General features: G+C 71.5%; 19 protein-coding genes. 16 read left to right on the top strand and 3 right to left on the bottom strand.

Features of this window, described 5'->3' with window-relative positions:
- Positions 1-3: 3 nt before the first annotated feature.
- The 11 genes from ABEA53_RS06655 to ABEA53_RS06605 all read left to right on the top strand — a co-directional run bounded on the left by ABEA53_RS06655 (position 4) and on the right by ABEA53_RS06605 (position 13,064).
- The gene (locus ABEA53_RS06655) at positions 4-1,257 is read left to right on the top strand and encodes a CDP-glycerol glycerophosphotransferase family protein (RefSeq protein ID WP_345480264.1); all 1,254 of its coding nucleotides are present in this window, start codon (positions 4-6) and stop codon (positions 1,255-1,257) included.
- Between the two features lie 76 nt (positions 1,258-1,333).
- A complete protein-coding gene (uvrA, locus tag ABEA53_RS06650; protein WP_345480263.1) occupies positions 1,334-4,219 on the top strand; it encodes an excinuclease ABC subunit UvrA in 2,886 nt (961 codons plus the stop codon).
- Between the two features lie 16 nt (positions 4,220-4,235).
- Entirely contained in the window at positions 4,236-6,182 is a 1,947-nt protein-coding gene (uvrC, locus tag ABEA53_RS06645) for an excinuclease ABC subunit UvrC (protein ID WP_345480262.1), read from the top strand.
- 55 nt (positions 6,183-6,237) lie between these two features.
- Entirely contained in the window at positions 6,238-7,149 is a 912-nt protein-coding gene (gene rapZ, locus ABEA53_RS06640; protein WP_345480261.1) for an RNase adapter RapZ, read from the top strand.
- A 146-nt stretch (positions 7,150-7,295) separates the two neighbouring features.
- Positions 7,296-8,273 carry a DNA-binding protein WhiA gene (gene whiA / locus ABEA53_RS06635; RefSeq protein ID WP_345480260.1) on the top strand — a complete coding sequence of 326 codons (978 nt, stop codon included), beginning with the start codon at positions 7,296-7,298 and terminating at the stop codon, positions 8,271-8,273.
- 313 nt (positions 8,274-8,586) lie between these two features.
- Entirely contained in the window at positions 8,587-9,210 is a 624-nt protein-coding gene (locus ABEA53_RS06630) for a superoxide dismutase (RefSeq protein ID WP_345480259.1), read from the top strand.
- Between the two features lie 94 nt (positions 9,211-9,304).
- Positions 9,305-10,309: a type I glyceraldehyde-3-phosphate dehydrogenase gene (gene gap, locus ABEA53_RS06625; protein ID WP_345480258.1), complete on the top strand. Its 1,005-nt coding sequence runs from the start codon at positions 9,305-9,307 to the stop codon at positions 10,307-10,309.
- A 5-nt stretch (positions 10,310-10,314) separates the two neighbouring features.
- The gene (locus ABEA53_RS06620; protein WP_345480257.1) at positions 10,315-11,520 is read left to right on the top strand and encodes a phosphoglycerate kinase; all 1,206 of its coding nucleotides are present in this window, start codon (positions 10,315-10,317) and stop codon (positions 11,518-11,520) included.
- A complete protein-coding gene (gene tpiA / locus ABEA53_RS06615) occupies positions 11,517-12,311 on the top strand; it encodes a triose-phosphate isomerase (protein ID WP_345480256.1) in 795 nt (264 codons plus the stop codon). The genes ABEA53_RS06620 and tpiA overlap by 4 nt, the downstream gene beginning before the upstream one ends.
- A 109-nt stretch (positions 12,312-12,420) precedes the next feature.
- Entirely contained in the window at positions 12,421-12,675 is a 255-nt protein-coding gene (gene secG, locus ABEA53_RS06610; RefSeq protein ID WP_345480255.1) for a preprotein translocase subunit SecG, read from the top strand.
- Between the two features lie 20 nt (positions 12,676-12,695).
- Positions 12,696-13,064 (top strand): RNA polymerase-binding protein RbpA, encoded by a 369-nt coding sequence (locus ABEA53_RS06605; RefSeq protein WP_345480254.1) that lies wholly within the window; start codon positions 12,696-12,698, stop codon positions 13,062-13,064.
- A gap of 114 nt (positions 13,065-13,178) precedes the next feature.
- Here the strand turns inward: ABEA53_RS06605 and pgl are convergent, their stop codons facing one another.
- From pgl to tkt, 3 genes are all read right to left on the bottom strand, one after another.
- Positions 13,179-13,958 carry a 6-phosphogluconolactonase gene (gene pgl / locus ABEA53_RS06600; RefSeq protein ID WP_345480253.1) on the bottom strand — a complete coding sequence of 260 codons (780 nt, stop codon included), beginning with the start codon at positions 13,956-13,958 and terminating at the stop codon, positions 13,179-13,181.
- Positions 13,959-14,244: 286 nt separating this feature from the next.
- On the bottom strand, positions 14,245-15,384 hold the full coding sequence (gene tal / locus ABEA53_RS06595; RefSeq protein WP_345480252.1) for a transaldolase: 1,140 nt from the start codon (positions 15,382-15,384) through the stop codon (positions 14,245-14,247).
- 32 nt (positions 15,385-15,416) lie between these two features.
- Complete coding sequence (gene tkt, locus ABEA53_RS06590; RefSeq protein WP_345480251.1) at positions 15,417-17,558, bottom strand: transketolase; 2,142 nt, start codon at positions 17,556-17,558, stop codon at positions 15,417-15,419.
- A 131-nt stretch (positions 17,559-17,689) separates the two neighbouring features.
- Here tkt and ABEA53_RS06585 point away from each other — a divergent pair, with 131 nt between their 5' ends.
- The 5 genes from ABEA53_RS06585 (at position 17,690) to ABEA53_RS06565 (ending at position 22,941) form a co-directional block, all read left to right on the top strand.
- Entirely contained in the window at positions 17,690-18,628 is a 939-nt protein-coding gene (locus ABEA53_RS06585) for a heme o synthase (protein WP_345480250.1), read from the top strand.
- A gap of 67 nt (positions 18,629-18,695) precedes the next feature.
- Complete coding sequence (locus tag ABEA53_RS06580; RefSeq protein WP_345480249.1) at positions 18,696-19,700, top strand: COX15/CtaA family protein; 1,005 nt, start codon at positions 18,696-18,698, stop codon at positions 19,698-19,700.
- Between the two features lie 215 nt (positions 19,701-19,915).
- On the top strand, positions 19,916-21,334 hold the full coding sequence (gene sufB / locus ABEA53_RS06575) for a Fe-S cluster assembly protein SufB (protein ID WP_345480248.1): 1,419 nt from the start codon (positions 19,916-19,918) through the stop codon (positions 21,332-21,334).
- Positions 21,335-22,603, top strand: coding sequence for a SufB/SufD family protein (locus tag ABEA53_RS06570; protein WP_345480247.1), 1,269 nt, complete (start codon positions 21,335-21,337; stop codon positions 22,601-22,603).
- Complete coding sequence (locus ABEA53_RS06565) at positions 22,600-22,941, top strand: non-heme iron oxygenase ferredoxin subunit (RefSeq protein WP_345480246.1); 342 nt, start codon at positions 22,600-22,602, stop codon at positions 22,939-22,941. The genes ABEA53_RS06570 and ABEA53_RS06565 overlap by 4 nt, the downstream gene beginning before the upstream one ends.
- Positions 22,942-22,957 lie beyond the last annotated feature (16 nt).

Here is a 22,957-nt window from a genome sequence, read left to right as displayed (position 1 = left end):
CGGATGCCTCGGACCCTGCACGGCCTGCGCCGCCGTGCGCAGAGCGCCGGGATCCGCGCGCTGCGCCGCTCGCGCTTCTTCCCCCGCTCGATGGTCGACCGGCTCGGCGAGGAGGCCGGGTACGCCGACCGCGGGCTCGACGCCCGGATCATGCTGTTCTTCCCCGGCCCGCCCGACCAGCTCTACCAGCTGCTGCCGTGGCTGCCGACGCTCGAGGCGGTCGACGCCGCGCACGGCGTCGTGGTGGTCTGCCAGGACTCCCGGGTCGCGGAGGCGCTGCGCGCGCGGACCTCCGTCCGCGCGATCACGTTCTCGCGGTACGGGGCGCTCGACGGGGTGCTCGCCCGCTCCGACGTCGCCCTCGCGCTGTACGTCGGGCACGCCTCCGCGAATTTCGAGTGCCTGCGCTTCGCCTCCCTCCTGCACGCCTACATCGGGCACGGCGACAGCGACAAGGGCGTGTCCGCGTCGAACCAGCTCAAGGCCTACGACGCGGTGTTCGCGCCCGGCCAGGCGGCGGTCGACCGGATCCACGCCCGGCTGATGCGGTTCGACGCCGAGCGGCGGTGCGTCGTCGTCGGGCAGCCGACCACGCTGTCCGCGCCGCCGGCCGAGGGACCGGCCCCGGGAGAGCGGACGACCGTGCTCTACGCCCCGACGTGGGAGGGCGCGCAGCCCTCCGTCGCCTACAGCTCGGTGCTCACCCACGGTCTGCCGCTCGTGGAGTCCCTGCTGGCGGACGCGCGGTACCGGGTGATCTACCGGCCGCACCCGCTGATCGGCGTGACCTCCGGCGACTACGCCGGCGCGAACGCGGCGGTGCTGAACGCCGTGCGGCAGGCCGGCGCGGACCACCGCGTGATCGCGGCGGACGACGAGCCCCTCGAGGCGACCTTCGCCCGCGCGGACGTGCTCGTCTGCGACGTGTCCGCGGTCGCGACCGCCTGGCTGCCGGCGCTGCGTCCCCTGGTCGTGACGAAGCCCGCCGGCCCGGCGGCGGTCAGCGCGGACTCCGGCATGCTCGCCCGGGTGCGGCGGCTCGCGCCGGAGGAGGCGGGTCGGGCGCCCGCGCTGCTCGCCGAGGAGCTCGCCGCCGAGGGCGGCCGTACGGTGCTCGAGGAGCTCGTCGCCTACTACCTGTCGCCGTACTGGCCAGACCGCTCGATCGAGCGGTTCGTCGCGATCTGCGGCGAGTTCGTGGCGGAGCGCGACCGCCTCCGGTCCGCGCTCGTCGCCGCCGGAGCGACCGGCACCTGACCCCGCGCGGCGTGTCGCCGGGTCGCTCTCCGCGAACCCGCGCAGGGCTGTCGGCGGGGCTCTCTATCCTTTCCCGGTGCCGATCTCGAGGGTGGCGGGCAACGCCAAGCTGAGTGTCAAGGGAGCCCGGGTCCACAACCTGAGGGACGTGGACGTCGAGATCCCCCGGGACTCGCTCGTCGTGTTCACGGGCCTGTCGGGCAGCGGCAAGTCCTCGCTCGCGTTCGACACGATCTTCGCGGAGGGGCAGCGCCGCTACGTGGAGTCGCTGTCCGCCTACGCGCGCCAGTTCCTGGGCCAGGTCGACCGACCCGACGTCGACTTCATCGAGGGGCTCTCGCCCGCGGTGTCGATCGACCAGAAGTCGACGAACCGCAACCCGCGCTCGACCGTCGGCACGATCACCGAGGTCTGGGACTACATGCGCCTGCTCTGGGCGCGCATCGGCGTGCCCCACTGCCCGATCTGCCACGAGCGGATCGCGAGCCAGACGGTGCAGCAGATCGCCGACCAGCTCATGGAGCTGACGGAGGGCACGCGGTTCCAGGTCGTCAGCCCCGTCGTGCAGCAGAAGAAGGGCGAGTTCGTCGACCTCTTCAAGGAGCTGCAGGCCAAGGGCTACAGCCGCGCCGTCGTCGACGGCGACACGGTGCAGCTCGCCGACGCGAAGCCGTTGAAGAAGTCGTTCAAGCACGACATCGCCGTGGTCGTCGACCGCCTCGTCGCCAGCCCCGACGGGCTCACGCGCCTCACCGACTCGCTCGAGACGGCGCTCAGCCTCACCGACGGGCTCGTGCAGGTGAACTACGTCGACCTCGAGGGCGACGCCGCCTGGCAGACCTTCTCCGAGAAGCTCTCCTGCCCGAACCACCACCCGATCCAGCTCACCGAGATCGAGCCGCGGACGTTCTCGTTCAACGCCCCGTTCGGCGCGTGCCCCGAGTGCTCGGGCCTCGGCACGCGCATGGCGGTCGACGCGGACCTGCTGCTCGGCGACCCCGCGCTGTCGATCCGCGAGGGCGTCATCATCCCGTGGAGCAACCAGGGCAAGCAGCTCTACAACTACTACGAGCGCATGCTCGGCGGCCTCGCCCGCGACCTCGGCTTCTCGCTGGAGAGCCCGTGGGAGGCGCTGCCCGACGACGTGCGCGACGCCGTCCTGCACGGCAACAACTTCGAGGTCCGCGTCAAGTGGAAGAACCGCTACGGCCGCGAGATGTCGTACACGCAGGGCTTCGAGGGCGTGATCCCGTACCTCGAGCGCAACTGGCTGCAGGCCGAGACCGACGTGCAGCGCGCCCGCTGGGCCGAGTACCTGCGCGAGGTGCCGTGCGCGGTCTGCAACGGCAAGCGGCTGAAGCCCGAGGTGCTCGCCGTCCTCGTCGACGGCCACAGCATCGCGGACGTCGCCGAGCTGTCGATCGCCGACGCGGCGGCCTTCATGGAGACGGTCCGCCTGAGCGACCGCCAGGCGCACATCGCCGCGCAGGTGCTGCGCGAGATCCGCGCGCGCCTCGAGTTCCTGCTCGAGGTCGGCCTCACCTACCTCAGCCTGTCCCGCGGCGCGGGCACGCTCTCCGGCGGGGAGGCGCAGCGCATCCGCCTCGCCACCCAGATCGGCTCGGGCCTCACCGGAGTGCTCTACGTGCTCGACGAGCCCTCGATCGGCCTGCACCAGCGCGACAACCGCCGGCTCATCGACACCCTGGTGAAGCTGCGCGACCTCGGCAACACGCTGATCGTCGTCGAGCACGACGAGGACACGATCCGCACGGCGGACTGGATCGTCGACATCGGCCCCGGGGCCGGCGTGAACGGCGGCGCGGTCGTGCACTCGGGCGACTACCGGACGCTGCTCGAGGAGCCCGACTCGATGACGGGCGACTACCTCTCCGGCCGCCGATCGATCGAGGTGCCGCGGGAGCGCCGTCCCATCGACCGCCGCCGTCGCATCGAGGTCGTGGGCGCCGCCTCGAACAACCTCAAGAACGTCACCGTGCAGTTCCCGCTCGGCGTGCTGACCGCGGTCACCGGCGTCAGCGGCTCGGGCAAGAGCTCGCTGGTGAACGACATCCTGTACCGCGTCCTCGCCAACCGGTTGAACGGCGCCCGCAAGGTGCCGGGCAAGCACAAGCGCGTGACCGGCACCGAGGACCTGGACAAGGTCGTGCACGTGGACCAGGCGCCGATCGGCCGCACCCCGCGATCGAACCCGGCCACCTACACGGGCGTCTTCGACAAGATCCGCAACCTGTTCAGCGAGACGGTGGAGGCGAAGGCGCGCGGCTACCTGCCCGGCCGGTTCAGCTTCAACGTCAAGGGCGGCCGCTGCGAGCACTGCCAGGGCGACGGCACGATCAAGATCGAGATGAACTTCCTGCCCGACGTGTACGTGCAGTGCGAGGTCTGCCACGGCGCCCGGTACAACCGCGACACCCTGCAGGTGCACTACAAGGGCAAGAACATCGCCGAGGTGCTCGACATGCCGATCGCGGAGGCGGCGGACTTCTTCGAGCCCATCAGCTCGATCCACCGCTTCCTGAAGACCCTGGTCGAGGTCGGCCTCGGGTACGTGCGGCTCGGGCAGAGCGCCACCACCCTGTCCGGCGGCGAGGCGCAGCGCGTCAAGCTCGCGACCGAGCTGCAGCGCCGCACCAACGGGCGCAGCGTGTACGTGCTCGACGAGCCGACCACCGGTCTGCACTTCGAGGACGTCAACAAGCTGCTGCAGGTGCTGAACGGCCTGGTCGACAAGGGCAACACCGTGGTCGTGATCGAGCACAACCTCGACGTGATCAAGTCGGCCGACTGGATCGTGGACATGGGGCCGGAGGGCGGCGCCGGCGGCGGCACCGTCATCGCCGAGGGCACGCCCGAGCACGTCGCCGAGGTGCCCGCGAGCCACACCGGCCGCTTCCTGGCCGAGGTCCTGCCGCAGCCCGCGCTGGCCGTCAGCGCGTGACGGAGGGACGCGCCTGATGGCGGAGACGGTCAGCTGGCGGCCGAAGACGGGGGAGATCCCGACGTCGCCGGGCGTCTACCGCTTCCGCGACCCCCGCGGCCGCGTGCTCTACGTCGGCAAGGCGAAGAACCTCCGCGCCCGCCTCAGCAACTACTTCCAGCCGCTGCGCGCCCTCCACGAGCGCACCCGTCGCATGGTGCTCACCGCGGCGAGCGTCGAGTGGACCGTCGTCGGCACCGAGTTCGAGGCGCTGCAGCTGGAGTACAGCTGGATCAAGGAGTTCTCGCCGCCGTTCAACGTGCAGTTCCGGGACGACAAGTCGTACCCGTACCTGGCGATCACGCTCGGTGACGAGGTGCCGCGCGTGCTCATCACGCGCAACCGCAAGCTCAAGGGCGCGAAGTACTTTGGCCCGTACACGAAGGTGTGGGCGATCCGGGAGACGCTCGACCTGATGCTCAAGGTCTTCCCCGCGCGCAGCTGCTCGGACGCGACCTACCGCCGCGCGGAGCTCACGGGCCGGCCGTGCCTGCTCGGCGACATCGGCAAGTGCGCGGCGCCGTGCGTGAACCGCATCCCGAAGGAGGCGCACCACGCGATCGCCGAGGACCTCGCCACCTTCATGGGCGGTGGCGACCAGCGGTTCCGGGGCGACCTGACGAAGCGGATGCAGGAGGCGTCGGCCGCCCTGAACTTCGAGGAGGCCGCCCGCCTCCGCGACGCGATCGGCGCGATGGACGCCGCGCTGTCGAAGACCGCGGTCGTGCTGCGCGAGGACGTCGACACGGACGTGTTCGGCATCGCCGACGACGAGCTCGCGGCGAGCGTGCAGCAGTTCATCGTGCGCGGCGGCCGCATCCGCGGCACGCGCAGCTGGGTCGTCGACAAGGAGCTCGACGTCGGCCGCGGCGAACTCGTCGAGACGGTGCTGCGCAACGCGTACGACGACGACGTGTACCCGCCGCGCGAGGTGCTCGTGCCCGAGCTGCCCGACGACGCCGACGAGCTCGCGACCTGGCTCTCGCAGCGCCGGGCCGAGGGGCGCGAGTCCGAGGGGCTGCGCGGCAGCGGCCGCACGCGCCTCCACGTCGCCGAGCGCGGCGAGAAGGCCGCCCTCGCGGAGACCGCGGCCCGGAACGCCGCGCACGCGCTGATGCTCTACAAGACGCGCCGCAGCGCCGACTTCACCGCTCGGTCGCAGGCCATCGCCGACCTGCAGGACGCGCTCGGCCTCGACGAGGCGCCGCTGCGCATCGAGTGCTTCGACGTCTCCCACCTGTCGGGCACCAACGTGGTCGCGTCGATGGTCGTGTTCGAGGACGGGCTGCCCCGGAAGGACCAGTACCGACGCTTCAACGTCGCCTCGACCACCGACGACACCGACTCGATCTACCAGGTGCTGTCGCGGCGGGTGGCCCACCTGGACGACGAGGAGGCGGGGCCGGCGCAGCAGGGCACCCGCTTCGCCTACCGGCCGAACCTGCTGCTCGTCGACGGCGGGCAGCCGCAGGTCGCGGCGGCGAAGCGCGCGCTCGAGGACGCGGGCGTGACCGGCGTCGCGCTCGCCGGCATCGCGAAGCGCCTCGAGGAGCTGTGGCAGCCGGACAGCGACTTCCCGGTGATCCTGCCGCGCAACAGCGACGCGTTGTTCCTCGTGCAGCGCCTCCGCGACGAGGCCCACCGCTTCGCGATCACCCACCAGCGCACCCGGCGCAAGCGGGACATCGGGTCGCAGCTGGCCGACGTGCCGGGGCTCGGCGAGGCGCGGGTGAAGCAGCTGCTGAAGCACTTCGGCTCCGTCGCGCAGCTGCGCCGGGCGACCGCGGAGGACGTCGCGGACGTGCCCGGCTTCGGTCCCGTGCTCGCCGCAGCGGTGGTCGACCGGCTGCACCAGGGCGAGGGCGGCGAGGGCACCGCGACCCCGGAGGTCGGGGAGGTCCTGGACGCGGCGATCCCGGGCTGAGCGCCCCGATAGGCTGAGCACACCTTTCCTCGACCCTCCGGAGGGTTCTCCCGTCATGACGGACGCCACGTCCGCGGCCGCGGCTCCTTCCGCCGGTCCGTCCTCCCGTTCCGTGCTCGTCGTCACCGGCATGGCCGGTGCCGGGCGATCCACGGTCTCCAACGCCCTCGAGGACCTCGGCTGGTACGTGGTCGACAACCTGCCGCCGCAGATGCTGCGGCCGCTGCTCGACCTCGCCGGCCACTCCGACCAGCGCCTCGCGCGCATCGCCGTGGTCGTCGACGTCCGCGGCGGGCAGCTGCTCACCGAGCTGAAGGACGCCGCGGAGGCCGCCGGCGACGGCGACGGCCCGCAGCTGCGCCTGCTCTTCCTCGAGGCGAACGACGCGGCCCTGGTGCGGCGCTTCGAGGCCGTGCGCCGCCCGCACCCGCTGCAGGGCACGGGCACGATCCTCGACGGCATCACCGCCGAGCGCACGATGACCGCGGCGGTCCGCGAGCAGAGCGACATCATCATCGACACGTCGGAGCTGAACATCCATCAGCTCGCGACCGCGATCAACGAGCTGTTCGCCGACGACGAGACCCCCGGGGTCCGCGTGACGATCACGAGCTTCGGCTTCAAGTACGGCGTGCCCACCGACGCGGACCTCGTCGCCGACGCGCGGTTCCTGCCGAACCCGTTCTGGGTGCCCGAGCTGCGCCCGCACACGGGCAAGGACCCGGACGTGCGCGACTACGTGCTCGGTCAGCCCGGCGCGCTCGAGTTCATCGAGCGGTACGCCGACGCGCTGCGGCCCGTGCTGTCGGGCTACCAGCGGGAGAACAAGAGCCACGCGACGATCGCGATCGGCTGCACGGGCGGCAAGCACCGGTCCGTGGCGGTCGTCGAGCGCATCGCGGATCTGATCGCGGCGCAGCCCGGCGTGGCCGTCAACGTGAAGCACCGCGACCTCGGCCGGGAGTGACGGGCGGGCGCGCAAGCAGCAGTCGCTGAACGGGGGCTGATGTGCGACGACGTGCCGCGGATGCGACACTGGTCCGCACGTCGTCACCCACCCGGCGGGAATCGGGCCTCGGGTGACGCCGGGGGAGAGACGGGGAGTCGCGGGCATTGGCACTGACTGCTGAGGTGAAGGACGAGCTGACCCAGGTGGACGTCGGGAAGACGTCGGTCCGGGCGGCGGAGCTGGCGACGATCCTGCGGTTCTCGGGCGGGCTCCACCTCATCTCGGGTCGCATCGCGGTCGAGTCGGAGCTGGACACCCCGCAGCTCGCGCGCCGCGTGCGCCGCGATCTGAGCGAGCTGTACGGCGTGCGCAGCGAGATGACCGTGCTGTCCGCCTCCGGCGTGCGGCGCAACAGCCACTACCTGGTGCGGGTCGTCGACGGCGGGGAGACCCTCGCCCGGCAGACGGGCCTGCTCGACGCCCGGCGCCGACCGATCCGCGGCCTGCCGAACCGGCTGACGACCGGTGCGCCCGACGAGATCGAGGCCGTGTGGCGCGGCGCCTTCCTCGCGCACGGTTCGCTGACCGACCCGGGCCGTTCCGCGGCGCTCGAGGTCACCTGCCCCGGCAACGAGACCGCGATGGCGCTCGTCGGCGCCGCCGGTCGCCTGCAGGTGCAGGCGAAGGCCCGCGAGGTGCGCGGCGTGCACCGCGTCGTCATCCGCGACGGCGAGGCGATCAGCGACATGCTCGGCCACATGGGGGCGCGCCGCAGCGTCCGCAACTGGGAGGAACTGCGCCAGCGCCGCGAGGTGCGGGCCAACACGAACCGTCTCGTCAACTTCGACGACGCGAACCTGCGCCGCAGCGCGCAGGCCGCGGTCGCCGCCTGCGCCCGCGTCGAGCGCGCGCTCGAGATCCTCGGCCCGGGCATGCCGGAGCACCTCCGCTACGCCGGCCAGCTGCGCCTCGACCACCGCGACGCCAGCCTCGACGAGCTCGGCCACTTCGCCGACCCGCCCATGACGAAGGACGCGGTCGCCGGCCGCATCCGCCGCCTCCTCGCCCTCGCCGACAAGCGGGCGATGGAGGAGGGCATCCCCAACACCGAGGCCGCCGTCCCCGCCGAGATCGACCAGTAGCCCACGGCTGCGCCGGCCCGCACGTGCGCGCCCCGGTCCCAGTTGCGGGCGAGCGAGCCGGCGCAACTGCGACTGAAGCGCGCAACTGTGCACGGCGGCGGATGCGAGCCGTTCAGGGGCCGCAGCCTCCCGGCCGCGGGTGTTCTCGGTGCCCGTCCCGCCCGCACCGTGCACGCGCAGGCGGGGCTCGACGCCCGGCCGTGCGGCGCCCGGGAATGCTCGGGCGAGCGCTCGGTCGCCCCTGCGAGAAGTCCCAGCGGGCCCGCGACCGGCGGTCATAGGCTCGCGGGCGAACGTCAAGGAGGAGGCTTCCATGCCCGTGTACACCCTGCCCGACCTGCCCTACGACTACTCCGCGCTCGAACCGCACGTGAGCGGCCGCATCATGCAGCTCCACCACGACAAGCACCACCAGACGTACGTGACCGGCGCCAATACGGCGCTCGAGCAGCTGCAGGAGGCCCGCGACGGCGGCAACCTGGCCTACGTCAACAAGCTCACGAAGGACCTGGCGTTCAACCTCGCCGGCCACGTGAACCACTCCGTCTTCTGGACGAACATGTCCCCGGACGGCGGAGACAGGCCGGTCGGCGAGATCGCCGCGGCGATCGACGACTTCTTCGGCTCGTTCGAGAAGTTCCAGGCGCACTTCACCGCCGCCGCGCTCGGCGTGCAGGGCTCCGGCTGGGCCGCGCTCGTCTACGACTCCATCGGCCAGCGCCCGATCGTCGTGCAGTTCCACGACCAGCAGCAGGACTTCCCGATCGGGACCGTGCCGCTGCTGCTGCTCGACGTGTGGGAGCACGCCTACTACCTCGACTACCAGAACGTCCGTGCGGACTACATCAAGGCCTTCTGGAACATCGCGAACTGGGCGGACGTGGAGCGGCGCTTCGCGGCCGCCCGGAAGCAGACCACGGGCCTGCTGGTACCGTGATCGCGGCGCCCGCCGCCTGCCGTTCAACGGGTGGCGAGCGGGCGCCCACGACCCACAGTCGCGCGCTCTCGGCGCGCTCGATCACGGAGGAACAGTGACGACTCGCGTCGGCATCAACGGCTTCGGCCGCATCGGCCGGAACTACTTCAGGGCGGCTCTCGCCAAGGGCAGCGACATCGAGATCGTGGCGGTCAACGACCTCACGGACAACAAGGCGCTGGCGCACCTGCTGAAGTACGACTCGACCGCCGGCATCCTCAAGCAGTCGGTCGAGCTCGACGGCGACAGCATCGTCGTCGACGGCAAGCCCGTCCAGGTGCTCGAGCAGCGCGACCCCGCCCAGCTCGGCTGGGGCGACCTCGGCGTCGACATCGTGATCGAGTCCACCGGCCGCTTCACGAAGGCCGACGACGCGCGCAAGCACATCGAGGCCGGCGCCAAGAAGGTCATCATCTCCGCGCCCGCCTCGGGCGAGGACGGCACGTTCGTCATGGGCGTCAACGAGGGCACCTACGACCCCGAGACGATGCACATCCTCTCGAACGCGTCCTGCACGACGAACTGCCTCGCGCCGCTCGCCAAGGTCTTCAACGACGCCTTCGGCATCGAGCACGGCCTCATGACGACGGTCCACGCCTACACGGCGGACCAGAACCTGCAGGACGGCCCGCACAGCGACCTCCGCCGCGCCCGCGCCGCTGCGCTGTCGATCATCCCGACCTCCACCGGTGCAGCGAAGGCCATCGGCCTGGTCCTGCCCGAGCTGAAGGGCAAGCTCGACGGCTTCGCGCTCCGCGTGCCGGTGCCCGTCGGCTCCATCACGGACCTGACCGTCACCGCCTCCCGCGCCGTGAGCGTCGACGAGGTGAAGGCCGCCTACAAGGAGGCCGCCGAGGGCCCCATGAAGGGCATCCTCAAGTACGTCACCGACCCGATCGTGTCCGCCGACATCGTCGGCGACCCGCACTCGTCGCTGTTCGACGCCGAGCTCACGCGCGTCATCGGCAACCAGGTGAAGCTGTCGAGCTGGTACGACAACGAGTGGGGCTACTCCAGCCGCCTCGTCGACCTGACCGACTACGTGGCCGCCCGCCTCTAGCCCTCATGACGCTGCGAACCCTCGAGTCCCTCGGGGATCTCGCCGGCACGCGGGTCGTCGTCCGCTGCGATCTCAACGTCCCCCTCCGGGACGGGGAGATCGCGGACGACGGCCGCGTGCGCGCGAGCGTCCCCACGCTCACCCGCCTGCTCGACGCCGGCGCATCGGTGACCGTCATCTCGCACCTCGGCCGCCCCGACGGCGCGCCGAACCCGAAGTACAGCCTCGCGCCCGTCGCGGAGCGGCTCGGGGAGCTGCTCGGCCGCGAGGTCGAGTTCGTGCCGGGCACCGCCGCCGACGCGCAGCCGGGCACCGGCGCCGTCACCGTGCTGGAGAACCTGCGGTTCGACCCGCGGGAGACGAGCAAGGACGCGGGGGAGCGGCGCGAGTACGCCGAGGCGATCGCGAAGCACGGCACCGCCTTCGTCTCCGACGGCTTCGGCGTCGTGCACCGCGCGCAGGCGAGCGTCTTCGAGCTCGCGCAGGTGCTGCCGAGCGCGGCGGGCCTGCTCATCGCGGACGAGCTGTCCGTGCTCGAGCGCCTCACCGAGCGGCCCGAGAAGCCGTACGCGGTCGTGCTCGGCGGGTCGAAGGTCAGCGACAAGCTCGGCGTCATCGACCACCTGCTGCCGCGCGTCGACGCGCTGCTGATCGGTGGCGGCATGCTCTTCACCTTCCTCGCGGCGCAGGGCCACGCGGTCGGCAAGAGCCTGCTCGAGCAGGACCAGATCCCGGTCGTGCAGGAGTACCTGCGTCGAGCCGACGAGCTCGGCGTGACCCTGCTGGTCCCGACCGACGTCGTGGTCGCCTCCGCGTTCTCGGCCGACGCCGACCACGAGACCGTGCCCGCGGACGCGATCGAGTCGTCCTCCTTCGGCGCGGACGGCATCGGCCTCGACATCGGGCCCGACACCGCGGAGGCGTTCGCGAAGACGATCGCCGGCTCGCGGACGGTCTTCTGGAACGGCCCGATGGGCGTCTTCGAGTTCCCCGCCTTCGCGGCGGGGACGCAGCGCGTCGCGGAGGCGCTGACGCAGGTCGACGGGCTGTCCGTCGTCGGCGGCGGCGACTCGGCCGCAGCCGTGCGCGCGCTCGGCTTCTCCGACGACCGCTTCGGGCACATCTCCACCGGTGGCGGTGCCAGCCTCGAGTTCCTCGAGGGCAAGCGCCTGCCGGGCCTCGAGGTCCTCGGCTGGGAGCCGGGCGCATGAGCGACGCGAGCACGCGCCGGCCGTTCATCGCCGGCAACTGGAAGATGAACCTGGACCACCTCCAGGGCATCGCGCTCGTGCAGAAGCTCGCGTGGACGCTGAAGGACGCCTCGTTCGACCCGAAGGCGGTCGAGGTCGCGGTCTTCCCGCCGTTCACCGACCTCCGCAGCGTGCAGACGCTCGTCGACGCGGAGCGGTTCGGGCTCGCCTTCGGCGCCCAGGACCTATCGCCGCACGACGCCGGCGCCTACACCGGCGACGTGTCGGGCGCGTTCCTCAAGGCGCTCAGCTGCACCTACGTGCTCATCGGCCACTCCGAGCGCCGGCAGGGGCACGGGGAGACCGACGAGGTGGTGCACGCGAAGGTGCAGGCCGCGGTCCGCCACGGCCTCGTCCCCGTGATCTGCGTGGGGGAGACCGAGGAGGAGCTCGAGCAGCACGGTACGAGCGCCGTCCCGGTCGCCCAGACGAAGGCGGCCCTCGCGGGCCTGCCCGCCGGCACGCCCGTCGTGGTGGCCTACGAGCCGGTGTGGGCGATCGGCACCGGCAAGGTCGCGACGCCCGAGACGGCGCAGGAGGTCTGCGGTGCGATCCGCGCAGCGGTCGCCGAGACCCTCGGGCCGGACGACGCGGCGGCGACGAGGATCCTCTACGGCGGCTCGGTGAAGAGCGGCAACATCGCCGGCTTCCTCCGCAAGGGCGACGTCGACGGCGCGCTCGTCGGCGGCGCGAGCCTCGACCCGACGGAGTTCGCGGCGATCGCGCGCTTCCAGGACCACGTGGGCGCCTAGGCTTCCCCGTCGGCGCGACACCGCGCCCGACCGACTGCCGGCCCGCGCGGGCCGGCGGTTATACTTTCCGCGGCTGAGAGACGGCTGCGCGCAACAGGAGGAGACCCGGATGCAGATCCTGCAGGCCGTCCTGCTCGTGGTCCTGGCGATCACGAGCGTCCTGCTCACGCTGCTGATCCTGCTGCACAAGGGTCGCGGAGGCGGGCTGTCCGACATGTTCGGCGGCGGCGTCACCTCGAGCCTCGGTGCATCGGGCGTGGCGGAACGCAACCTCAACCGGATCACCGTGGTACTCGGCCTCGTGTGGTTCGCGTGCATCGTGGTGCTCGGCCTCCTCACCCGCTTCGGCTTGACCGGCGCTTGACGACAAGGAACTGAGAACACATGGCTTCTGGCGGAAGTGCGATCCGGGGCTCCCGCGTCGGCGCGGGCCCGATGGGCGAGCAGGACCACGGTCACCACGCCGACCGCGTCGCGGTCTCATACTGGGACGCCCTCGGCAACGAGACCATCCGGTACTTCGCGGCGAACCTGCCCGACGAGGAGATCCCCTCGACCATCGACTCCCCGTCGAGCGGCCTGCCTGCCGGCCGGGACAAGGCCAACCCGCCCTCGGTGCAGAAGAACGAGCCCTACAAGACGCACCTCGCGTACGTGAAGGAGCGCCGCACCGACGAGGAGGCCGCCTCCCTCCTCGAGGACGCGCTGAAGCAGCTGCGCATCCGTCGCGGGAAGATCTCCGCGGACAGCTGATCCGCTGCACGACGACGAAGGGCCGGTCCGTCAGGACTGGCCCTTCGTCGTCGTCGGGTGCAGGGGTCAGAGGATCCGGCTCGCCCGCCCCCTGACCCGTGCACCGGAGGGCGATCAGTAGCTGCTGGCGATGAGGTTCTGCGGCACCTGCTCGGCGGCCTCGCCGTCGACGAAGAACACGGTGCGGCGGCGGCCCTGCGCTCCGGCGGCGGGCACCTCGATCGGCGACGCGCCCGCGAGGGCCAGACCGAGGGCCGACGCCTTCTCGGCGCCGGACAGCACCATCCAGATGCGCTGCGAGCTGTTGATCACGGGCAGCGTGAGGCTGAGGCGCTCGGGCGGCGGTTTCGGGGCGTTGCGGTCGGCGATCACGAGCCGCTCGTCGTCCGCGCGCACGTCGTGCTCCGGGAAGAGGGAGGCGATGTGCCCGTCGGGGCCCACGCCGAGGAACGTGATGTCGAAGCGCGGCACCGTCAGGCGCAGCGCCGGGTCGGCGTGCGCGCGCAGCTCGTCCGCATAGGCCGAGGCGGCCTGCTCGATGTCCGGGATCTCGTCCGACGCCGGGAACGGGTGGATGTTCTCGGCCGGCACCGGGATGCGATCGAGCAGCGCCTCGTGCGCCTGGGTCTCGTTGCGGTCCGGGTCGCCCTTGGGCAGGAAGCGCTCGTCGCCCCACCAGAAGTGGACGCGGGTCCAGTCGATCGCACCGCGCATCGGCGACTCCGCGACTGCCTGCTGCACGCCCGTCCCGCCGGCGGTCCCGCCCGTCAGGGCGATGTTGACCTCCTGGTACTCGTCGAGCAGGTCGGTCAGCTTCGTCAGGAACCGTGCCGCCACGGCGGCGATGAGCGAGTCCATGTCGGGGTGCACGAGCACCCGGCGTTCGTTGGTCACGGTCCTCCAGTTCGCGGCGGTTGCGGAGTCGTCGCGGTCGGCACCCGGCAGCCTCCGATCAGCACCTGGCCGTCGAGGTCGTCCGGGCCGCGGCGCCGCAGCTCGTCCTCCAGGCAGTCTCGCAGACCGCGGCTGGGCGGGTCGACGCCCTGGGGGCCAGGGCCTGCCGGCACGCGCTGACCGGCGTTCGCCGGGCTCGCGGCCGGTGAGCCGCTGCGCGCGCCCCCTGCTGGGACATGAGGAACGCGGCCGGCGCCGAAGCGCCGACCGCGTTCCCGGGAAGAGCTCAGGCGGACTCGAGCGCCTTCGAGACGGTGTCCGTCAGCTCGTGCCACGAGGCGATGAACTTGTCGACGGCCTCTCGCTCGAGCAGGTCGGTGACCTCGTCGAGGTCGACGCCGACCGAGGAGAGCTTCGCGAGGTCCTCGCGGGCCTCGTCGTACTTGCCGACGATCGTGTCGCCCTTGACGTCGCCGTGGTCGGCGACCGCGTCGAGGGTCTTCTCCGGCATCGTGTTCACGACGCCGTGGGTGACCAGGTCGACGACGTAGAACGTGTCGGGCAGGCTCGGGTCCTTCACGCCGGTGGAGGCCCACAGCGGGCGCTGGCGGTTCGCGCCCTGCTCCTGCAGCTCGATCGCCCGCTCGGTGCCGAACGCCTCGACGAACAGCTCGTAGGCGAGCCGCGCGTTCGCGACGGCCGACTTGCCCTTGAGAGACTTCGCCTCGTCGGTGCCGATCGCGTCGAGGCGCTTGTCGATCTCGGTGTCCACGCGGGACACGAAGAACGAGGCGACCGAGTGGATCGTCGACAGGTCGATGCCGGCCGCAGCGGCCTGCGTGAGGCCCTCGAGGTAGGCCTCGATGACCGCCTTGTAGCGCTCGAGCGAGAAGATCAGCGTCACGTTCACGCTGATGCCCGCCGCGATCGCCGCCGTGATCGCGGGCAGGCCCTCGACCGTCGCCGGGATCTTGATCATGACGTTCGGCTTCTCGATCGTGCTCCAGAGGCGCTTCGCCTCCGAGATCGTGGCATCGGTGTCGTGGGCGAGCTCGGGGGAGACCTCGATGGAGACGCGGCCGTCGTAGCCCTTCGACTCGACGAAGACGTCGTGGAAGATGTCCGCCGCGTCCGAGACGTCCTTGGTCGTGATCTGGAAGATCGCGTCGGAGACGTCGCCGCCGTTCGACTTCAGCTCCTTGACCTGCTCGTCGTAGGCCTCGCCCTTGGAGAGCGCGCTCGCGAAGATCGTCGGATTGGTCGTCACGCCGACGACGTTCTTCTCGGCGATGAGGGCCTGCAGGCCCTTCGAGACGATCCGCTCGCGCGACAGGTCGTCGAGCCAGATGCTCACGCCCGCCTTCGAGAGCGCCTCGGTGTTCGACTCCGTCGTGCCCGATTCCCGGGCGTCCTGGGTGATGCTCATGTCAACTCCTTGGGTTGATGGCTGGAACCGCGTCAGCGGCCCAGGGATTCCTTCGCGGCGGCCACGACGTGCTCCGTGGTGATGCCGAACTCCTGCAGCAGGAAGTCGCCGTCGGCGCTGGCGCCGAAGTGGTCGATGCCGACCGCCCGACCCTGGTCGCCGAGGTACTTGTGCCAGCCGAGCGTCGCTCCGGCCTCGACCGACACGCGCGCCTTCACGGCGGAGGGGATCACCGACTCGCGGTACTCCGGGCTCTGCTCGTCGAACCACTCGAGGCACGGCGCCGACACGACCTGCGCGTCGATGCCCTGCTCGGCGAGCTTCAGGCGCGCCTCCACGGCGACCTGGACCTCGGTGCCGGTGGCGATCAGCACGACGTCGGGCGTGCCGCTCTTCGCGGCCGCGAGCACGTACGCGCCCTTGGCGACGCCGTCGACCGACGCGTAGACGTCGCCCGAGGCCTCGCCCTCGCCGCGCTCGAACACGGGCAGGTTCTGCCGGCTGAGCGCGAGGCCCGCCGGGCCCATGCGGCGCGACATGATCTGCTTCCACGCCGCCGCCGTCTCGTTGGCGTCCGCGGGACGGATCACGTCGAGCTGCGGGATGAGGCGCAGCGCCCACAGGGTCTCGACCGGCTGGTGGGTCGGGCCGTCGGCGCCGAGCGCGACCGAGTCGTGCGTCCAGACGTAGATCGTCGGCGCCTTCATCAGGGCGGCCAGGCGCACGGCCGGCCGCATGTAGTCGCTGAAGATCAGGAACGTCGCGCCGAAGACGCGGGTGTTCCCGTGCAGCACGATGCCGTTGAGGATGTTGCCCATCGCGTGCTCGCGGATGCCGAAGTGCAGCACCCGGCCATAGGGGTTCGCCTTCCACATCGCGGTCGCGCGCTCGGGCGGCAGGAAGCTGCCGACGCCCTCGATGGTCGTGTTGTTCGACTCGGCGAGGTCCGCGGAGCCGCCCCAGAACTCGGGGACGTGCTTCGCGATGCCGTTGATGACCTTGCCGGAGGCGACGCGGGTCGAGACGGCCTTGCCGGCCGGGAAGACCGGCACGTCGGCGAAGGCGTCCTCGGGCAGGTCGCCGGCGAGCACGCGGTCGAGCAGCGTCTTGCGCTCGGGGTTCGCGGACGCCCAGGCGTCGAACTGCTCGTTCCACTCGGCGTGGGCGGCCTTGCCGCGGTCCACGGCCTTGCGGGCGTGGGCGAGGACCTCGGGGTCCACGTTGAAGGACTTCTCGGGGTCGAGGCCCAGGGCCTCCTTCATGCCGCTGATCTCGGCGTCGCCCATGGCCGCGCCGTGGATCTTGCCGGTGTTCTTCAGCGTCGGGGCGGGCCAGCCGATGATCGTCTTGAGCACGATGATCGACGGCTTGTCGGTGACCTGCTGCGCCTCGAGCGTCGCGGCGTAGAGCGCCTGGACGTCCTCGTGGTAGTCCGCGCCGGCCTTCCAGTCGACCGTCTGCACGTGCCAGCCGAGGGCCTCGTAGCGCAGGGCCACGTCCTCGGAGAGGGCGATGTTCGTGTCGTCCTCGATGGAGATCTGGTTGTCGTCGTAGAAGACGATCAGGTTGCCGAGCTGCTGCGTGCCGGCGAGGGACGAGGCCTCGTTGGTCACGCCCTCCTCGATGTCGCCGTCGCCCGCCACCGCGTAGATGAAGTGGTCGAAGGGGCTCTCGCCGTGCTTCGCGTCCGGGTCGAACAGGCCGCGCTCGAAGCGGGAGGCGTAGGCGAAGCCGACGGAGGCGGCGAGACCGGAGCCGAGGGGACCCGTCGTGATCTCGATGCCGTCGGTGTGGCCGTACTCCGGGTGGCCCGGCGTCTTGGAGCCGTACTGGCGCAGCTGCTCCAGGTCCTCGAGCTCGAGGCCGTAGCCGCCGAGGAAGAACTGGATGTACTGCGTCAGCGACGAGTGGCCGTTCGACAGGATGAAGCGGTCGCGGCCGATCCAGGTGGAGTCGGAGGGATCGCGGCGCATCACCTTCTGGAACAGCAGGTAGGCCAGCGGCGCGAGGCTGATGGCGGTGCCGGGGTGACCGTTGCCGGTCTTCTGCACGGCGTCTGCGGCGAGGGCGCGAGTCGTGTCGACCGCCTTCTGGTCGAGCTCCGTCCATTCGAGCTCGGTGCCGGTGCGGGTCTTGACGTCGGTCACGACGATCCTTCCGTCGGTGCGGTTCATAAGCGGTGGCTGTACGAAGGCCGTCGGAGAGTCTATTGACGGCAGGACGACCGCCGCATGCCGTGGTAATGCTGCCCTGGTTCGTTGGGTGCCCGCTCCGAGGCCGGGGAGGATCGCCTAGAATCGTGGCAGTGAGCACCACGGTCAGGGCATCAGGCGGGCAGGCCCCGACCGCCGGGTCCGGACGCGTCCCGTTCGGGCGGCAGGCGCGCGGCTACGTCGCGCTGATGAAGCTGCGCGTCGTCGAGCTGCTGCTCGTGACGACCGTCCCGGTGATGATCCTCGCGGTGCACGGCGTGCCCGACCTGCTGGTCGTCGCCGCCACGCTCGTCGGCGGCACGCTCTCCGCGGGCGCGGCCAACGCGTTCAACATGGTCATCGACCGCGACATCGACCGGGTGATGCACCGCACGCGGCACCGCCCCCTGGTGACCGGCGACCTGTCGGCCCGGCAGGCGCTGGTCTTCGCCTGGGCGCTGACCGTCGTCTCGACCCTCGTGCTCGGCCTGCTGACGACGTGGCTCGCCGCGGCGCTGTCCCTCGCCGCGATCGGCTTCTACGTCTTCATCTACACGATGTGGCTCAAGCGCCGGACGAGCCAGAACATCATCTGGGGCGGCCTCGCGGGCTGCTTCCCGGTCCTGATCGGCTGGGCCGCGGTGACCGGCTCGCTCGCCCCCGCCGCGTGGGTCCTGTTCGCCGTGATCTTCCTCTGGACCCCGCCGCACTACTGGCCGCTGTCGATGCGGTACCGCGACGACTACTCGTCCGTCGGCGTGCCGATGCTCGGGGCGATCCGCTCGCCGACGCAGGTCGGCCTGCAGACCGTGCTCTACGCGTGGGCGACGCTCGCGTGCACGCTGCTGCTGATCCCGGTCGCCGGCATGGGCCCGATCTACGCCGTCGTCGCGCTGCTCGCCGGCGGCTGGTTCGTGCTCGAGACGCACCGCCTCTACGCCCGCTCCCTGGCCGGCGAGGAGATCGCGCCGATGCGCGTCTTCCACGCCTCCATCGGCTCCCTGTCGCTCGTCTTCCTCGGCATCGCGGTCGACGCGCTCGTCTTCCGCTGAGCCAGCGCGCGCTGCGGATCCGCAGGACGCGCGCGCGCCGGAAATCGACGCTCCGTAGAATCGCGGGGTGAGCGGCTCGACACGGCAGGGGTTCCGGGTGCAGACGCCCTTCGGCTGGCTGGCGGACCGGGTCGTGCTCGGCGACCGCGCGCTGCGCTGGGGGACCACCGCGGCACTCGTCGTGAGCATCCTCATCGTCGTGACCGGCGGCGTCGTGCGCGTCACGGGCTCGGGCCTCGGCTGCCCGACCTGGCCGGTGTGCGAGGCGGGCTCGCTGACGACCACGCCGGCGCTCGGCATCCACGGCGCCATCGAGTTCGGCAACCGCGCGCTCACCAGCGTCCTGGTCGCCGCGGTCGCCTGGGCCATCGTCGCCGCCCGCCTCCAGCCGATCCGGCAGCGGCCCCTCACCCGGCTCGCGTGGTCGCAGTTCTGGCTCGTCGTCGTGAACGCCGTCGCGGGCGGCCTCACCGTCCTGGCCGGGCTGAACCCGTACTTCGTCGCCGTGCACTTCGTGCTCGCCTTCGCGCTGCTCACCACGACGACCCTCACCTGGCACCGCGCGCGCCAGTCCGCCGCCGCGAGCCCCGTCGAGGGCCCCGCCGGCGCGACCTCCTGGCTGCTGACCGCCGTCGCGGCGGTGCTCGTGGTGCTCGGCACGGTCGTCACCGGCGCGGGACCGCACTCCGGCGACTCGGCCGACGTGCCGCGCATGGGCGTGAACTGGACCCTGATCACGACCGTGCACGGCGTCGCGGCCGTGGGCGTCCTGGTCCTCGCGGTCGTGCTGCTCCTGCAGCTGCGGGCCGGGGGAGCCGCGACCGCGCTCGCCCGCCGCCGCACGCAGGTGCTGCTGGGCGTCGTGGTCGCGCAGGCCCTCGTCGGGATCGTGCAGGCGCTCACCGGGCTGCCCGCGGTGTTCGTCGTCGTGCACCTGCTCGGCGCCGCGCTCGTCTGGGTCGGCGTGCTGCGCGTGCTGCTCGACACCCACCCCGCGCTGTTCGGCCGGGTCATCCCGGTGCGCGACGTCGAGGCGCCCGCGCGCACCGGCGTCGCGGCCCCGGTCCGCTGACCACCGCACGCGCGCGGCGGGGTCGTCGGCGGTAGGATCATCGCTCGGCCGGGGCCGCGTGCTGCGGGCTCCGGCGGGTCCACGGGACCGCGTGATGCGGGCCCGGAGGTGCGATCGGTCGCCGGATGGCGCCGAGACCCCGGCGAGCAATCGCCGAACCGACGGAATGCGGCGTCCTGCCGCCCTGTTCGGTACCGGTAAGGAGAGGAGCACTCATGACCGACGTGCTGATCGACCGCCCCGAGCTCGAGGGGCTCGGTGTCTACGAGTTCGGCTGGGCCGACTCCGACGCTGCGGGGGCCTCCGCGAAACGCGGCATCAACGCCGACGTGGTGCGCGACATCTCCGGCCGCAAGGGCGAGCCCGAGTGGATGCTGCGCAACCGCCTCAAGGGCCTGTCCATGTTCGAGCGCAAGCCGATGCCCATGTGGGGCGCGGACCTGTCGGGCATCGACTTCGACAACATCAAGTACTTCGTGAAGTCCACCGAGCGCCAGGCGCAGACGTGGGAGGACCTGCCCGAGGACATCCGGGCCACGTACGAGAAGCTCGGCATCCCCGAGGCGGAGCGCCAGCGCCTCGTCGGCGGCGTCGCGGCCCAGTACGAGTCCGAGGTCGTCTACCACCAGATCCAGGAGGAGCTGGAGGAGCAGGGCGTCATCTTCATGGACACGGACACGGCGCTCAAGGAGCACCCGGAGCTGTTCGAGGAGTACTTCGGCACCGTGATCCCCGCCGGCGACAACAAGTTCGCCGCGCTGAACACCTCCGTCTGGTCGGGCGGCTCCTTCGTCTACGTGCCGAAGGGCGTGCACGTCGAGATCCCGCTGCAGGCCTACTTCCGGATCAACACCGAGAACATGGGCCAGTTCGAGCGGACGCTGATCATCGCCGACGAGGGCTCCTACGTGCACTACATCGAGGGCTGCACGGCGCCGATCTACAAGAGCGACTCGCTGCACTCCGCGGTCGTCGAGATCGTCGTGAAGAAGAACGCCCGCGTGCGGTACACGACCATCCAGAACTGGTCGAACAACGTCTACAACCTCGTCACCAAGCGGGCCATCGCCCACGAGGGCGCGACGATGGAGTGGATCGACGGCAACATCGGCTCGAAGGTGACGATGAAGTACCCGTCGATCTACCTCGTGGGGGAGCACGCGAAGGGCGAGACGCTCTCCGTCGCCTTCGCCGGTCCCGGCCAGCACCAGGACGCCGGCGCCAAGATGATCCACATGGCGCCGTACACGCAGTCGTCGATCGTCTCGAAGTCGATCGCCCGCGGCGGCGGCCGCGCCGGCTACCGCGGCGAGGTCCGGGTCGACCCGAACGCGCACCACTCGGCGAACACCGTCCGCTGCGACGCGCTGCTCGTCGACACGATCAGCCGCTCCGACACGTACCCGGCGATCGACATCCGCGTCGACGACGTGCAGCTCGGCCACGAGGCGACCGTCTCGAAGGTCAGCGAGGAGCAGCTCTTCTACCTGATGAGCCGCGGCATGCCCGAGGACGAGGCCATGGCCATGATCGTGCGCGGCTTCATCGAGCCGATCGCTCGCGAGCTGCCCATGGAGTACGCCCTCGAGCTGAACAAGCTGATCGAGATGGGCATGGAAGGGAGCGTCGGCTAGATGGCGCGGACCGCATCGGACGACGCGGCGTCGACCGACGTCGTCGACTCGCTGTCGACCGACCCGGTGAACCCCGCGGTCGGCGACGACATCGAGGACGTGACCGGCACGGGCGGCCGCCCGGCGATCATCGCCGACGCGACCACCGGGCACGGGACCGTGCCCGTGCAGACCCGCAACGAGCGCTTCGCGTCGACCGACGTCAGCGCGTTCCCGCCCGTCACGGGCCGGGAGGCGGGCTGGAAGCTCACGCCCGTGGACGCGCTGCAGGACCTGATCGCCGGCGAGCTCGACGGCGGCCGGTACGAGTTCGGGGCCGAGACGACGGACGGCGCCGAGCTGTCCTGGGTCGGCCGCGACGACGCCCGCATCGGCACCGCCGGCATCCCGGAGGACCGGGCCGCCGCGAACGCCTGGTCGTCGTTCCAGGAGGCCCTGCTCGTCCGCCTGACCGGCGAGGAGCCCTCGGCCACCACGCTGATCCGCAGCGCCTTCGGCGGGGCCGCCCGCGGCGCGCACACGATCATCGACGCGAAGCCGTTCTCCCGCGGCGTGGTCGTGCTCGACAACCGCGGCCCGGCGCAGCTCGCCGAGAACGTCGAGATCCTCGTCGGCGACGGAGCGGACGTCACCGTCGTGACCGTCCAGGACTGGGCCGACGGCGCGAAGCACGTCGCGAACCACTTCGCGCAGGTCGGGCGCGACGCGCACCTGAAGCACGTCGTCGTCTCCTTCGGCGGCGGCGTCGTGCGGGTCAACCCCTCCGTCACCCTCGCGGGCTCCGGTGCCGACGGCGACCTGCTCGGCGTCTACTTCGCCGATGCGGCGCAGCACCTGGAGAGCCAGGTCTTCCTGTTCCACGAGGCCGACCACACGAAGGGCCGGGTCGAGTACCGCGGCGCGCTGCAGGGCGAGGGCGCGCACACGGTCTGGATCGGCGACGTGCTGATCGGCCCGGACGCGACCGGCACCGACTCCTACGAGCAGAACCGCAACCTGGTGCTCACCGACGGCACCCGTGCGGACTCGATCCCGAACCTCGAGATCGAGACCGGCGACATCGCCGGGGCCGGCCACGCCTCGGCGACCGGCCGCTTCGACGACGAGCAGCTGTTCTACCTGCAGGCCCGGGGCATCCCGGAGGAGGTCGCGCGACGCCTCGTCGTGCGCGGCTTCCTCGCCTCCATCGTCCAGAAGATCGGCGTGCCCGCGCTCGAGGTGCGGCTGCAGGACGCGATCGAGGCCGAGCTCGAGGAGCGCGACCGATGACCGCCGGCGAGCGGGTCTGCGGCGTTGACGACCTCGAGCAGGACAGCGCGCTCCGCGTGCTGGTCGGCGGCACGCCCGTGGCGGTCGTGAAGGACGCGAACGGCGACATCTTCGCGATCGGCGACACCTGCACCCACGGCGACATCTCGCTCGCCGAGGGCTTCGTCGAGGACGACACCCTCGAGTGCTGGGCCCACGGCTCCAAGTTCTCGCTCGCCAGCGGTCGCCCGCTGACCCTGCCGGCCTACCAGCCGGTCCCCGTCTTCCGGGTCACGGTGCAGGCCGGCGACGTGCTCGTCGACCCCACCCCGATCCCGGCATCAGAGCTCCCCGCCTGACGGCGGCCATCAGAAG

Origin of the sequence: Amnibacterium soli (assembly GCF_039544415.1) — a bacterium.
GTDB lineage: Bacteria > Actinomycetota > Actinomycetes > Actinomycetales > Microbacteriaceae > Amnibacterium > Amnibacterium soli.
Note: the sequence above shows the minus strand (reverse complement) of the source record. Positions and strands in the feature narration are given on the sequence as shown.

What these genes read in the sequence shown, in the direction of transcription:
- tpiA (WP_345480256.1), top strand. Translation starts at nt 11,517, where the DNA reads ATGAGCGACGCGAGCACGCGCCGGCCGTTCATCGCCGGCAACTGGAAG.
- ABEA53_RS06630 (WP_345480259.1), top strand. Translation starts at nt 8,587, where the DNA reads ATGCCCGTGTACACCCTGCCCGACCTGCCCTACGACTACTCCGCGCTC.
- sufB (WP_345480248.1), top strand. Translation starts at nt 19,916, where the DNA reads ATGACCGACGTGCTGATCGACCGCCCCGAGCTCGAGGGGCTCGGTGTC.
- ABEA53_RS06620 (WP_345480257.1), top strand. Translation starts at nt 10,315, where the DNA reads ATGACGCTGCGAACCCTCGAGTCCCTCGGGGATCTCGCCGGCACGCGG.
- ABEA53_RS06565 (WP_345480246.1), top strand. Translation starts at nt 22,600, where the DNA reads ATGACCGCCGGCGAGCGGGTCTGCGGCGTTGACGACCTCGAGCAGGAC.
- secG (WP_345480255.1), top strand. Translation starts at nt 12,421, where the DNA reads ATGCAGATCCTGCAGGCCGTCCTGCTCGTGGTCCTGGCGATCACGAGC.
- rapZ (WP_345480261.1), top strand. Translation starts at nt 6,238, where the DNA reads ATGACGGACGCCACGTCCGCGGCCGCGGCTCCTTCCGCCGGTCCGTCC.
- ABEA53_RS06655 (WP_345480264.1), top strand. Translation starts at nt 4, where the DNA reads ATGCCTCGGACCCTGCACGGCCTGCGCCGCCGTGCGCAGAGCGCCGGG.
- tkt (WP_345480251.1), bottom strand. Translation starts at nt 17,558, where the DNA reads ATGAACCGCACCGACGGAAGGATCGTCGTGACCGACGTCAAGACCCGC.
- tal (WP_345480252.1), bottom strand. Translation starts at nt 15,384, where the DNA reads ATGAGCATCACCCAGGACGCCCGGGAATCGGGCACGACGGAGTCGAAC.
- ABEA53_RS06570 (WP_345480247.1), top strand. Translation starts at nt 21,335, where the DNA reads ATGGCGCGGACCGCATCGGACGACGCGGCGTCGACCGACGTCGTCGAC.
- ABEA53_RS06605 (WP_345480254.1), top strand. Translation starts at nt 12,696, where the DNA reads ATGGCTTCTGGCGGAAGTGCGATCCGGGGCTCCCGCGTCGGCGCGGGC.
- uvrC (WP_345480262.1), top strand. Translation starts at nt 4,236, where the DNA reads ATGGCGGAGACGGTCAGCTGGCGGCCGAAGACGGGGGAGATCCCGACG.